General features: G+C 73.0%; 13 protein-coding genes. 3 read left to right on the forward strand and 10 right to left on the reverse strand.

The genetic code is table 11. The features are described from left to right. Positions 1-13: 13 nt before the first annotated feature. Positions 14-1,255 carry a class I SAM-dependent methyltransferase gene (locus tag JMJ56_RS13900; RefSeq protein WP_328702377.1) on the reverse strand — a complete coding sequence of 414 codons (1,242 nt, stop codon included), beginning with the start codon at positions 1,253-1,255 and terminating at the stop codon, positions 14-16. Between the two features lie 171 nt (positions 1,256-1,426). Beyond that, positions 1,427-1,561 carry a hypothetical protein gene (locus JMJ56_RS34850; protein ID WP_268885006.1) on the reverse strand — a complete coding sequence of 45 codons (135 nt, stop codon included), beginning with the start codon at positions 1,559-1,561 and terminating at the stop codon, positions 1,427-1,429. A 122-nt stretch (positions 1,562-1,683) separates the two neighbouring features. Here JMJ56_RS34850 and JMJ56_RS13905 point away from each other — a divergent pair, with 122 nt between their 5' ends. Both JMJ56_RS13905 and JMJ56_RS13910 read left to right on the forward strand, forming a co-directional pair. After that, complete coding sequence (locus tag JMJ56_RS13905) at positions 1,684-2,469, forward strand: DUF2189 domain-containing protein (RefSeq protein ID WP_202832361.1); 786 nt, start codon at positions 1,684-1,686, stop codon at positions 2,467-2,469. A 35-nt stretch (positions 2,470-2,504) separates the two neighbouring features. After that, positions 2,505-2,774 (forward strand): hypothetical protein, encoded by a 270-nt coding sequence (locus JMJ56_RS13910; protein ID WP_202832362.1) that lies wholly within the window; start codon positions 2,505-2,507, stop codon positions 2,772-2,774. Here JMJ56_RS13910 and JMJ56_RS13915 read toward each other — a convergent pair. From JMJ56_RS13915 to JMJ56_RS13925, 3 genes are all read right to left on the reverse strand, one after another. Then, positions 2,763-3,089 carry a hypothetical protein gene (locus JMJ56_RS13915; protein WP_202832363.1) on the reverse strand — a complete coding sequence of 109 codons (327 nt, stop codon included), beginning with the start codon at positions 3,087-3,089 and terminating at the stop codon, positions 2,763-2,765. The two genes, JMJ56_RS13910 and JMJ56_RS13915, sit on opposite strands and share 12 nt — an antisense overlap. 9 nt (positions 3,090-3,098) lie before the next feature. Continuing rightward, positions 3,099-4,136: a phytoene/squalene synthase family protein gene (locus tag JMJ56_RS13920; RefSeq protein ID WP_202832364.1), complete on the reverse strand. Its 1,038-nt coding sequence runs from the start codon at positions 4,134-4,136 to the stop codon at positions 3,099-3,101. A gap of 81 nt (positions 4,137-4,217) precedes the next feature. Further along, complete coding sequence (locus tag JMJ56_RS13925; protein WP_202832365.1) at positions 4,218-5,759, reverse strand: phytoene desaturase; 1,542 nt, start codon at positions 5,757-5,759, stop codon at positions 4,218-4,220. A gap of 54 nt (positions 5,760-5,813) precedes the next feature. On the opposite strand from JMJ56_RS13925, the gene JMJ56_RS13930 reads away from it, so the two are divergent. Continuing rightward, positions 5,814-7,304: an alpha/beta hydrolase gene (locus JMJ56_RS13930; RefSeq protein WP_202832366.1), complete on the forward strand. Its 1,491-nt coding sequence runs from the start codon at positions 5,814-5,816 to the stop codon at positions 7,302-7,304. Here JMJ56_RS13930 and JMJ56_RS13935 read toward each other — a convergent pair. Genes JMJ56_RS13935 through JMJ56_RS13955 form a run of 5 tightly spaced genes read right to left on the reverse strand, consistent with a single transcriptional unit; the run spans position 7,282 to position 12,520 of the window. Continuing rightward, complete coding sequence (locus JMJ56_RS13935; protein ID WP_202832367.1) at positions 7,282-8,586, reverse strand: DUF3422 family protein; 1,305 nt, start codon at positions 8,584-8,586, stop codon at positions 7,282-7,284. The two genes, JMJ56_RS13930 and JMJ56_RS13935, sit on opposite strands and share 23 nt — an antisense overlap. Continuing rightward, complete coding sequence (bchO, locus tag JMJ56_RS13940; RefSeq protein WP_202832368.1) at positions 8,583-9,482, reverse strand: alpha/beta fold hydrolase BchO; 900 nt, start codon at positions 9,480-9,482, stop codon at positions 8,583-8,585. The genes JMJ56_RS13935 and bchO overlap by 4 nt, the downstream gene beginning before the upstream one ends. Then, entirely contained in the window at positions 9,479-11,179 is a 1,701-nt protein-coding gene (locus tag JMJ56_RS13945) for a magnesium chelatase subunit D (RefSeq protein WP_202832369.1), read from the reverse strand. Before JMJ56_RS13945 ends, bchO begins: the two co-directional genes overlap by 4 nt. Next, positions 11,176-12,198, reverse strand: a complete 1,023-nt coding sequence (gene bchI / locus JMJ56_RS13950; protein WP_328702378.1) for a magnesium chelatase ATPase subunit I — start codon at positions 12,196-12,198, stop codon at positions 11,176-11,178. The genes JMJ56_RS13945 and bchI overlap by 4 nt, the downstream gene beginning before the upstream one ends. A 49-nt stretch (positions 12,199-12,247) precedes the next feature. After that, the gene (locus JMJ56_RS13955) at positions 12,248-12,520 is read right to left on the reverse strand and encodes a high-potential iron-sulfur protein (RefSeq protein ID WP_202832370.1); all 273 of its coding nucleotides are present in this window, start codon (positions 12,518-12,520) and stop codon (positions 12,248-12,250) included. Positions 12,521-12,570 lie beyond the last annotated feature (50 nt).

A 12,570-nucleotide genomic window follows, 5' to 3' on the forward strand; every position in this document is an offset into this window, starting at 1 on the left:
CGGCTCGACCAACTCAGACGATCTCGATTTCGGGGAAGGGAAAGATCATGCGCCCGCCATTGGCCAGGAATTCGGCCTCGCGGCGGATGATGCCCTCCTTGAAGTGCCAGGGCAGGACGAGGAAATAATCCGGCCGCATGGCGCGCGCCTCGGCCTCGGACACGATCGGGATGTTGGTGCCGGGAGTATAGGCCCCGAATTTGTCCGGGTTGACCTCGGCGATGACCTGAACTTCAGCGGTGGTGATGCCGCAGAACTGCAGCACGACGTTGCCCTTGGTCGAGGCGCCGTAGCCGAAGACCTTCTTGCCGTCGGCCGCAAGGGTCTTCAGCAGGCGGGTGAGGTCATCGCGGTGGCGGTAAACCCGCTCCTCGAAGTCGCGGTAGGGGCGCGGCGTCGAGAGGCCCATGCGATCCTCCTGTTCGAGCAGCCAGCCGATGACCGCCTCGGAGCCCCGCCTCGGCTCGCTCGCGCGGACGGCGCTGACCGCGAAGCTGCCGCCGTTCACGGCGTTCATCTTCACGTCGATCGCGCGCAACCCGGCAGCGGCGAGGATCCGCTGCACCGCGCCGAGGGAGTAGTATTCCAGGTGCTCGTGGCAGACCGTGTCATAGCTCGTCAGCCGCAGCATCGAGGGCATGTAGCTCTGCTCGAAATGCCAGACGCCGCCCGGGGCCAGCACCTCCTCGACCTGGCGCGCGAAGGCGATCGGATCTTCCAGATCGTAGAACATGGCAATGGAGGTGACGACCTTCGCCGGCTTTCCGCCCGCCGCGAAATAGGCGCGGGCCGAGAAGAAATCGGGGATCAGCTTGATGTCGTCCGGATAGTACTGACGGAACTTCACCCCGGTCGGGTCCATGCCGGTCCGCGACAGGCCGGACACCGAATAGGCCTTGAGTGAGGTCGCGTCGTTGCTGCCGATGTCCAGCACGGCATCGCCCGGCGCGACCTCGGCGAGGCGCTCGAGCTCCCGGATCTTCTGGGTCAGGTGCTGGACCATGCTCTGGTTCAGGCCCGAGCGATAGCCGTAGTTCTCGCCGTACATCTCGCCGAGGTCATAGGAGCAGTCGAGCTGCAGCAGCCCGGAATTGGGACACCACACGAGGCGCAGCGGGCCGGTCGTGACCGGTTCCGCGACGTCCTTCGGGAAGACGCCGGTCAATGCCTGCTGCCCGAGGTCGAGGACCGGAATAAGGGTCGTTCCCCCACCGATGCGGCATTGCTCGATCGGCGTGTAGCGCTTGTCGGTCACACATCACTCCTCTGATGGCAGCCTACGGTCAGTCACGGTGCGGCGGGATCACCGAGGGGCCCATGGCGCCGCCGTTATTCACACCTCGGGAGCCCGTCCGCAAGCCTCGGCGTCGGAGTGCCTGGACACGGGCTCCCCGCCTGTCCTCAGGAGCCGCCAGCGGCCCGCGCATCATCCGCGCCGCCTTGCGTCGTGCCCCGGGTCCTTCCGCTTGTCGCGCCGGAGCCGGATCAGCTCCCAGACCGCGAGGCCGAGGACGAGGAAGAGGATCAGCGCCCATTCGAACTGGGCCAGGACTTCCATCATCGGCCGGTTGCCTCACAGCGGTGTGAAGCGTCGATCACTGCCATGGTAGTCATATATCACCTGTCGCGTGCGGTCCGGTCCCGGTCCGGGGCCGGACTTATCAGAGACAGGGAGGATACCCCATGGCCAATGGCTGGACGACCGACGCCTCTGCGATCCGTGCCGAGCCAACCATACGGCGCATCGGCATCGCCGATCTGCGCGAGGCCCTGCGAGAGGGGCTCGACGATTTTCTGGCGACGCCGACGCAGCTCGCCTTTCTCTGCGTGCTCTATCCCGTGGTCGGGCTGGTGGCTGCGCGGGCGATGGCGGGAGGCGAGATGCTGCCGCTGCTCTTCCCGTTGGTCGCGGGGCTCTCGCTGGTGGGGCCGGTGGCGGCCGTCGGGCTCTACGAGATCAGCCGGCGGCGGGAGGCAGGGCAGCCGGCGAGCTGGCTCAACGCCTTCGACGTGCTGCGCAGCCCCTCCTTCTTCTCCATCGCGGCGATGGGGGTGCTGGTGATGGCGATCTTCGTCGCCTGGCTCTTCGCGGCGCGGATGATCTTCGAGGCGACGGTGGGGCCGGTGCCGGGCTCCATCGGCGAGCTGGCGCGGATCGCCTTCAACACGCCGGAGGGGCATCGGCTGATCCTCATCGGCAATGCGGTGGGCTTCGTGCTGGCGGTCGCGGTGCTGATGCTGACGGTGGTGTCGGTGCCGATGCTGCTCGACCGGAATGTCAGCGTGGGGACGGCGATCCAGACCTCGGTGCGCGCCTGCCTCGCCAATCCGGTGACGATGGCGGTCTGGGGCCTGCTCGTCGTCGCGCTGCTGCTGCTGGGGAGCCTGCCGGCCTTCATCGGGCTCGCCGTGGTGATGCCGCTGCTCGGGCATGCCACCTGGCATCTCTACAGGCGCGTCGTGGCCTGATCCGCGCTAGCCTTCCCCCGGACCCGGGGGAAGGCATGGGCTGGCTGTTCGAGGATGGGTTGGTGGCGCCGCTGCTGCTCGGCTTCGTGCTGGGCGAGGCGGCGCTGCTGCTTCTGCTGCATCGGCGGAGCGGGCGGGGATTGCCGCCGGGCGATGTCGCAGCGCTGCTGGCGCCGGGGGCCTGCCTGATGCTGGCGCTCTGGGCGGCGATGGCGGGCGCCTGGTGGGGGTGGATCGGGCTCGCGCTCAGTGCCGCGTTGGTGGCGCATCTGGTCGATCTCGGGCGGCGGTGGTCAGGCCGGTAGGCGGTGGCGGGCCTTGGTGCCGAGCCAGTGGCCGTAGGCGGCGAGCAGGGCGAGGAAGCCGATGAGGTCGAGCGGGCCGAAGATCCCGGCGCCGCTCGTCAGCCAGAAGGCGAAGGCGACCTGGCCGCCGGCGATGACGAGGCCGAGATTGACCAGCGGGGGCATGACGCCGCCCATCATCTGCAGGGATGGATGCAGGGCGGGCGGGGCCTCGCCGCGGGCGGCGGCCTGTTCCGCGCCGCGGCGGCGGCCGAAGGCGGACCAGACGAGCCAGGCGGCGCCGGCGAGCATGAGGATGCCGGGCAGGTTGCGCATGGGAGCCTCCTATCCGTTGCGGCGCAGCTCCTGCTGCTGCAGCCGGGTGAAGAGATCGACGAGCCAGGCGATGCGCTCGTCGAAGGAGCGGGCGGGGGCGCGGGGGCGCGGGCGCGGCGGCATGGTGGCGGCGACGGCCTCGACGAGATACCGCGTCGCCTCCAGCGGCGGGGCGCCGACGGCCGGGCGCGGCATCAGCAGGGCGCCGAGGCTGCGGGCGAGCAGCACCGCCTTGCGCCGGCCGGGGACGGTGGCGCGGCGCGTCACGCTGTCAAGGCCGGCGCGCTCCACCGCGCGGCCGATCTCGGCATAGATGAAGCGGGCGGCGCCGATGCCGGGGCGGCAGGTGAGCGGCAGGCTGGCGATGCCGCCCTCGGAGCGTCGGTAGAGCGCGTCGGCGACGGCGAGCAGGCGTTGGACGACGCTGGCGAGGCGCGCGTCGAAGGCGGGGGCGGCGAGCCAGGCATCCGGATCGAGGCCGGCCTCGCGCATCCAGGCGCGCGGCAAATAGAGGCGGCCGTTGCGGGCATCCTCGCCGACATCGCGGGCGATGTTGGTGAGCTGCATGGCAACGCCGAGGTCGCAGGCGCGGGCTACGACCTCGGGCCGGCGCTCCTCCATCAGCAGGGCCATCATGGCGCCGACCGAGCCGGCGACCCGGGCGGCATAGGCTTCGAGCTCGGCCAGCGTCTCGTAGTGCCTGCCGGACTGGTCCCAGGCGAAGCCGTCGAGCAGGGCGGCGGGCAGGGCGCGGGGGATGGCGTAGCGGGCGGCGACGGCGGCGAACGCGCGGTCGGCCGGGTGCGGGTGCGGACGGCCGGCATAGGCGGCGTCGAGCCGCATGTGCAGGGATGCGAGGGCGGCGGGGCCGCCGCCGTCGTCGATCACGTCGTCGGCGATACGGCAGAAGGCGTAGAGCGCGGCGGCGGGTTCGTGGATACGGGCGGGGAGGAGCTTGCCGGCGGCGTGGAAGCTCTTCGACCCGCCGCGCAGCAGGGCACGGCAGGCGGCGAGGTCAGCGGCGGCGAGGACGGGGTTGGTGCGCATCAGGGGGTGGCCTCCGTGCGGTGTCCTGCCGTGGCGGCCTCCCGGGGATGAGGGGCGGCGCGGCGGTGTCGGGGGGGATGCCTAGGCGAGGACGGAGGCATGCGGCACCACGCTGTCGAGGACCTTGGCGGAGGAGATGACGCCTGGGATGCCGGCGCCGGGATGCGTGCCGGCACCGACGAGGTAGAGGCGCTCCACCTCCTCCGAACGGTTGTGCGGGCGGAACCAGGCGCTCTGCGTCAGCACCGGCTCCAGGCCGAAGGCGGCGCCGTGGACGGCGAGCAGGTCGTCCCGGAAATGCTGCGGCGTAGTGAGGCGGGAGGTGACGATCTCCTGCTCGAAGCCGGGCAGAAGCGTCTCGTGCAGGCGGCGGGCTATCATTTGCCGGTAGGGTTCGGCCTGCCCGGCCCAGTCCATGCCGCTGCCGAGATGCGGGACCGGCGACAGGACGTAGAAAGTGTCGCAGCCGGGTGGCGCCATCGATGGGTCGGTCGCGGTCGGGCGGTGGAGGTAGAGGCTGCAATCCTCCGCGAGGTGCTTGCGGGTGAAGATGTCGCGCAGCAGGCCGCGGTAGCGCGGGCCGAGCAGGATCGTGTGGTGGCCGACCGAATCGTAGCGGCGGCGAGTGCCGAAATACCAGACGAAGAGGCTCATCGAGTAGCGGGCGCGGGCCAGCTTGGCATCGGTCCAGCGTCGGCGCGCGACGCCCGGCAGCAGCTTGCCGTAGGTCCAGGCAGCGTCGGCGTTGGAGACGACGACATCGGCGGCGATGGTCTCGCCATCGGCGAGCGTCACGCCCGTCGCGCGGCGGCCGGTGGTCTCGATGCGGGCGACCTCGGCCCCGCAGCGGAGGCGCCCCCCCTGCCCTTCGATCAGGCGGACAAGGCCCTGGATCAGGCTGCCGGTGCCGCCCATGGCCCAGTGGACGCCCCAGCGCTGCTCGAGATGCGAGATCAGCGCGTAGATGCCGCTGGCGGCGAAGGGATTCCCGCCGATCAGCAGCGGATGGAAGCTGAAGACGGTGCGCAGCCGCTCGTCGCGGAAATGCGCCGCCGCCGTGCGGTAGACGCTGCGCCAGGCCTGCAAGCGCGCGAGGCCGGGGGCGACCTTCGCCATGTCGGTCCAGTGGCCGAAGGGCGTGTGGCCGAGCTGCTCGAAGCCGATGCGGCAGGTCTCGGCGCTGAGCGCCATAAAGCGCTCGTAGCCCGCGAGGTCGCCGGGATCGAAGGCGGCGATCTGGGCGCGCATCGCAGCCTGGTCGCCCGAATAGGTGAAGGTGGCGCCGTCGTCGAAGCGGATGCGGTAGAAGGGATCGAGCGCGCGGAGGTCGATGTCGTCCGCCATGCGGCGGCCGCAGAGCGTCCACAGCTCCTCCAGCAGGAAGGGCGCGGTGACGATGGTCGGGCCGGCATCGAAGGTGAAGCCGTCCTGCCGGTGGACGCGCGCGCGGCCGCCCGGCTCGGCCAGGCGTTCGAGCACCGTGACGCGGTAGCCGCGGGCGCCGAGGCGGATGGCGGCGGCGAGGCCGCCGAAGCCGGAGCCGATCACCACCGCATGCGGACGCGTGGCCTGCGGGAGCAGGGCTGGCAGGCCGGGTGGCGCGGCGGGTGTAAAGTCGGGCATTAAAGCCAAGTGTAAACCTGGCTTGACGGAAACCACCAGCGCGGAGAGTGCGGCTTGCGACGAATTGCGAAGGTGGTGGTGGCACTGCTGGCCCTGGCGGCCATCGGGCTCGGCGGCTGGCGTCTGCATGCGGCGCGCGAGGGGGTGGTGGAGACGTCGCTGGCCGTCGGCGAGATTCCGGCGCGGGTGTTCCGGCCGGCCTCCGGTGCGGCGGGGCCGGTGTTGGTCGTGGCGCATGGCTTCGCCGGATCTCAGCAGATGATGCAGGCCTTCGCCGTGACGCTGGCGCGGAACGGGTATGTGGCGGTGACCTTCGACTTCCCCGGGCATGGGCGGAATCCGGTGCCGCTGGCGGGTGGGCTGAGCGACGACCGGGCGGCGGCGGGGGCGCTGATGGCGGCGCTCGGGCGGGTGGTGGAGGCGGCGGGGCGGCTCGGCGACGGACGGCTGGCGCTGCTCGGGCACTCCATGGCGGCGGATATCGTGATGCGCTGGGCGGTGCCGCGGCCGGAGGTGGCGGCGATGGTCGCGCTCTCGGGCTTCGGGCCGGAGGTAACGGCGGACCGGCCACGCAACCTGCTGCTGCTGGTCGGGGCCTGGGAGCCCGGCTTCCTCCAGGAGGCGGCGCGGAAGGTGGTCGGCCCGGCGACGGAGGAGCGCGTCACCTACGGGCGGTTCGACGATGGGACGGGGCGGCGATACGCCCTCGCCGCGGGGGTGGAGCATATCGGCATCCTCTACAGCCGGGATGCGCTGGCGGAATCGCTTGCCTGGCTCGATGGCGTCTTCGGGCGGTTGGGCGACGGGTTCCTCGATATCCGCGGCGGGGCGCTGGCACTGCTCTTCGGGGGGTTGCTGGCGCTGGGCTGGCCGCTCTCGGCGCTGCTGCCGCGGGCGGTGGCGCGCGAGGAAGGCGGGGGGATGGGATGGCGGCGGTTCTGGGTCGTCGCGCTGGTGCCGGCGGTGGCGACGCCGCTGCTGCTGCGGCTGGTGCCGGGGCGGTTCCTGCCGCTGCTGCTCGGCGATTACCTCGCGCTGCATTGCGCGCTCTATGGCGTGCTGACGGGGCTGCTGATGTGGTGGCGGGGCGCGGGGTGGAGCAGGGCGCGGCCGGGACGGGTCGCGCTCGGGGCCATCGGCGTTGCGGCCTATGCGATGCTCGGCTTCGGTGTGGCGATCGACCTGTTGCTGACGAGCTTCTTGCCGGTGGGGATGCGGGCCTGGCTGGTGCCGGCGATGCTCTGCGGGACGCTGCCCTGGTTCCTCGCCGATGAGTGGGCGGTGCGGGGGCCGCATGCGGCGCGCCTCGCGGCGCCGGCGACCAAGCTCGCCTTCCTCGTCTCGCTGCTCCTCGCCGTGGCGCTGGATCCGCGGCGGCTGTTCTTCCTCGTCATCATCGTGCCGGTGATGCTGTTCTTCCTTACTGTCTATGGGCTGGTGGGGCGGTGGAGCTGGCGGGCGACGGGGACGCCGCTGCCGGCGGCGATCGGGCATGCCCTGGCCCTGGCCTGGGCGCTGGCGGCTACCTTCCCGCTGGTGGAGTGAGGAACGTCGTGCGCCTCGTCACCACGTGGCGGAATTGGCGGATGCCGAGGGCGACGGCCACCGCGACAACCGGGATGGCGATGCCGGTGACGACGTCGACATCGAGATGCAGGCCGGCGGCCTTCAGCCCCTTCGCCACATAGGCCACCAGGCCGACGATGTAGTAGGTGATGGCGGCGACGGAGAGGCCCTCGACCGTCTCCTGCAGGCGGAGCTGAAGCTGGGCGCGGCGGTCCATGTTGGCGAGCACCACCTGGTTCTGCTGCTCGCGCGTCAGGTCGACACGGGTCGAGAGCAGCTGGGTGGCGCGGGCAACGCGGCGGGAGAGCGCATCCTGCCGGGCGGCCATGGCGCGGCAGGTGTTCATGGCGGGGGCGAGGCGGCGCTCCATGAATTCCTCGAGGGTCTGCATCCCTTCCATCCGGCCCTCGCGGAGCTCGGTGATGCGGCGATGGACGAGGGCGTGATAGGCCTCGGCGGCGCTGAAGCGGTAGAGGGTGCGGGCCTCGCGGCTTTCGGTCTCGGCGGCGAGGCGGGTGAGGCTGTCGAGCAGCTCCGGCTCGTCGGCGGCGCGGGCGGTGACGAGGGCTTCGGTTATCTCGGCCAGCTTGCGCTCGCTGGCGGTGATGGGCGGGCCGAGATCGCGCGCAAGCGGCAGGGCGAGCAGCGCCAGCATGCGGTAGGTGTCGATCTCCAGCAGGCGCTGGATGAGGCGGCCCGCCTGCCGCGGGGTGGTGCGGATATCCTCGACGAGGATTCGGCTGAAGCCGCCATGGATGCGGAAATCGGTGACGACGCGGGCGGCACCGCCGCTCATCGTGCCGCCGATGAGGCTGTTGCCGGCGAAGAGGCGGTCGGCGAGCGCATCCGGCTCGGCCTCATCGGCGGGGAGCAGGGCGAGGTGGGTTGCGACGAGCAGCTCGCCCGGCAGCGCCTGCACCCAGCCGGGCGGCAGGGCGGCGATGGCGGGGCTGGCGAAGGGATCGGCCGCATCGGCGCCGGGGGTGATCACCATGATGCGGCTGAACTCGGTGTGGCGCTCCCATTTCAGCCGGAAGGGGCCGAAATCGGCGCTGAAATGACTGGCGCCGGGCAGCGGCGGCGGGATGGCGGAGCGGCGGGCGAGGTCGCAGACCGCCTCCCAGGAGGCGTCGCGGCGGGCCGGGTCGGTCAGCAGGGCGAGGTAGGAGAGGCGGAGCGGCGGGGCCAGGGCCTCGGGCGGGCGGGCATGGACCTCGTCGTTCAGTTCGAGGCGCTGGGGGTGCGAGGGCGGGAGGATCATGCCTCGGCGAGGGAGGCGAGGCCCAGTTCCTCGGCCAGGCTGGTGATGAGGGCTGCGATGCGCTCCGGCTGCTCCTCATGCGCGAGGTGGCCGAGGGTGGGGAGCGGGATGACGCGGAGGCCGGGGAGCATCGCCTTGAGGCGGCGGGCATCGGCAGGGGGGATGGTGCGGTCGGCGCCACCGACCAGCAGGATCAGCGGCGGCTTCAGGCGGCGGAGGTCGCGCAGCAGGGGGTGGAGGTCCCAATTCGCCATCATGCCCAGGGCGGCGGCGACATGGGCGGGGCGGCGGACCAGGCGGGCATAGAGCTCGACGCCGCGCGGATCGAGGGCGGAGCCGGTGTCGCGCAGCAGGCGCTCGACGACGCTGCGCTCGGCGGCGCGGCGGGCGAAGAACCAGGGGACGGCGGGCACCCCGGCGAGCATTCGGGCGATGGGGGAGAAGACCTGGCCGGCGAAGCCTTCGAAGGGCAGCAGCGCGGCGTTGAGGCCGATGACGGCGCGTGGGGCAATGCCGGCGTCGAGCGTCATGCGGGCGAGGATGGCGGCGCCGGCGGAATGGCCGGCGGCGAGGTCCGGCGGGAGGCCGAGCGTGCGGGTCAGCTCGGTCAGGGCGCGGGCCATCACCGGCAGGGACAGGCGGGCGCCGGTGGGCGTGTCGGTAAAGCCGTGGCCGGGGAGGTCGGGGGCGACCACGGTGAAGCGGCTGGCGAGCAGCGGGAGCAGGCCGCGCCAGGAATGGGTCGCAGCGCCGGTGCCATGGGCGAGGAGCAGCACGGGCCCCTCCCCCGCCACCTGGACATGCCAGCGGAAGCCGGCGGCCCTGACGAAGCGGCTGGCGGAGCGGTTCGGCCAGTCGCGACCGTCGGTCGCCCAGTCCGGGCGGTTGGAGGTCATCCTTGCCGGACCGCCCGGGAGATGGCGGCGGCGTCGGCATAGGGGAGCGGGATGTAGCGGCCGCCCAGGGCCGCGGCGAGGCTGCGGCCGGCCTCTTGCGGGCGGGGCGAGGTGTCGACCAGCAGCGCGGCGATGCGGGCGGCGCGGAGGGCGCGGGCGGCCTCCAGCGCCTCGGCCATGGCCCGCTCGCGGCCGGGCCTGCCGTCGCGGGCTATGTTGGCACGGCCATCGGTCAGCAGGACCAGCAGCGGGGTCTGGCCGCGGCGCTGGATGGCATCCGCCAGCGCCAGGGCCCCGTCGAGGGCCGAGGCGATGGGGGTGCCGCCGCCGCCGGGCAGGGCGGCCAGGCTGCGGCGGGCGCGGACCAGGGAATGGGTCGGCGGCAGGAGGAGTTCGGCGCCGGTGCCGCGGAAGGCGAGGAGCGCGACGCGGTCGCGGCGGACATAGCATTCGGCGAGCAGCAGCTCGACCGCGCCCTTCGCCTCGGCCAGGCGGTGCAGGGCGGCGGAGCCGGAGGCATCGACGAGGAAGAGCGTCGCCGTCTCCGAGCGCTGCTGGAAGCGGCGGATGCGGATGTCCTCGCGGGCGATGCGGAGGCGTGGGCTACCGCCGCCGCGCAGGCGCTGCCAGGGGGCGGCGGCGCGGAGGGTATCGACCAGGGCGAGGCGGGCGCCGCCGCGCAGTTCGCCGGGGCGGCTGCCGATGGGGCGGCCGCGCAGGGGCGAGGCGCGGCGGGTGCCGGAGGTGCCGGGCGTGCGGGTGCGGGCGGGGGCGAGGCGAAGCTGGTCCAGGAGCCCGGCGGGGATGGCGGCCTCGACGGCGGCGAGGAGGATCTCGCCCATCTGCTCGGGGCTGGGCTGGGGGGGCTGGTCCTCGGCCGTCTCGGGCGGCGGGGGTGGCGCCTCCGGCTCGGGGGCGGCGGGGGCCTGGGTGGCGCGGGGGCCGAGGACGAGGCGGGCGGCCAGCGCCGCATCCTCTTCGGCCACCGCCTCGCGCCCAGCCAGGGCGGCGGCGGCGCGGGCAAGGCGCAGCGCCAGCAAGGGCGGGCGGAGGCTGTCGATGCCGAGGGCGGCGGCGGTGGCACAGAGCGCCTCCAGCACGTCCGGGCCGGCAAGGATGCGGGGGAGCAGGGCGCGGGCGGCGATGATCTGACCGGCGGTGGGGGTGAGCGCCGTGGTGGCGGAGGGCGGGATCGGGGTGAGGTCGAGGCGGAGGGCCAGGCGGTCCAGCAGCGCCGCGGGCGGGGATTCGTCGGGCCCGATCCCTTCGTCGAGGGCGATGAGCGTGATGCGGGCGGGGGCGCGGAGGGTGAGGCCGTCGCGCTCGGCGGCGACCTCACCGGTGTCCAGCGCGGCGGCGAGGCGGGCAGCGGTGCCAAGGGCCAGGCGCTCGGCCATCGCCAGGAGAAGGAGGCCGCCATCGGCCTCGGCGAGGAGGCCGCGCTCGGCGACGGGGCGGCCGGATTGCAGCGTGGCGGCGAGGTCGAGGCCGCCGAGCAGGCGGGAATCGGCGATGCCGGGGGGCAGGCGGCGCCAGGGCGTCGCCGGCGGCAGAAGGCCGCGCAGCAGGGCGAGCCAGGCGTCGCGCACCGGGCCTGGCGGGGCGCGAAGGGTGGCGCCGCCGAGCCCGGCCGGGTCGATGGCCAGGAGGGCGGCGGCCCGCGCGGCATCGACCCAGGGCTCGGCGGTTGAGGTCACGGGACGAAGACCTCGGCGATGGCGCGTTCGACCCTCGTCGTGGAGACGGCCTCGTCCAGCGGGTTGCGGCGGAGGCGGTGGCGGAGCGCGGGCGGGGCGACGCGGCGGAGGGCGGTGTCGTCCACCTCGGCCTCGCCCTCGAAGGCGGCCAGGGCGCGGGCGGCGCGGATGAGGGTCAATTCGCCACGGAGGCCGTCGGTGCCGAGGGCGAGGCAGAGGCGGGCGGCGCGTTCCAGCGCAGCATCGGGGAGCGTGATGTCGGGCAGGCGGGTGCGGGCGGTGAGGATGCGGTGCCGCAGCGTCGCTTCCGCGCCGGACCAGTGGGCGGTGAAGGCGGCCGCGTCGCGCTCGAAGGCGTCGCGGCGGCGGATGACCTCGATGCGGCTGGGCAGGTCGCGCGGCGTCGTCACCTCGACCGAGAGGCCGAAGCGGTCGAGGAGCTGGGGACGAAGTTCCCCTTCCTCGGGGTTGCCGCTGCCGACCAGGACGAAGCGGGCGGGGTGGCGGATGGAGAGGCCCTCGCGCTCCACGACGTTCTCGCCGGACGCGGCGACGTCGAGCAGCAGGTCGACCAGGTGGTCCTCCAGCAGGTTCACCTCGTCGATGTAGAGGAAGCCGCGATGGGCGCGGGCGAGCAGGCCGGGCTCGAAGACCTTCACCCCTTCGGCCAGGGCGCGCTGGATGTCGAGGGCGCCCAGCACGCGGTCCTCCGTCGCGCCGAGCGGCAGGTCCACGACGGGAACGGGCGCCATGGCGGTGCGGAGCGGACGGCGGCCGCGGCATTCGGCGCAGAGCGATGGCTCGTCACCAGGGTCGCAGCGATAGGGGCAGCCCTCGATGACGGGGATCTCGGGTAGCAGGGCGGCGAGCGCGCGGATGGCGGTGGACTTGCCGGTGCCGCGGTCGCCGAAGACGAGAACGCCGCCGATGCCGGGGTCGATGGCGGCGATGAGGATCGCCAACTTCATCTCCTCCTGCCCGACGATGGCGGAGAAGGGGAAGGCGCGCCGCCCGGTCACGGCCGCCTCCCTCCGGCCGGCGCGGCGAGCGGGCCGCGCCGGGTCTGCTTCAGCCCTTCGCGGCCCAGACTGCGCACCAGCCCTCGGGCTTGATCTCGCCGTTGACGATGGCGCAGGCGTTCGGCGGCTGAAAATGCAGGCAGCCGTCGCACCGTTGGCCGTCCTTTGGCTGGACCTGGTACATCACCATCTCGGGGGCAAGCTTGTCCTGCGCCCGCGCGGTGGCAATGGCGACCGGCGCCAGGGCCGCGAGGCCGGCGATCTGAAGGCCAGTCCTCTGCAGGAATTCGCGGCGCGCCTGCGGCTTTCTCGTCCTGTCCATGTCTCGCTTGTCCTCCTCCTGTGGCCCGGCCCACGAAGCTTGGGCCCGGA

Origin of the sequence: Belnapia arida, assembly GCF_016773205.1 — a bacterium.
In the GTDB taxonomy this organism is placed as follows: Bacteria; Pseudomonadota; Alphaproteobacteria; order Acetobacterales; family Acetobacteraceae; genus Belnapia; species Belnapia arida.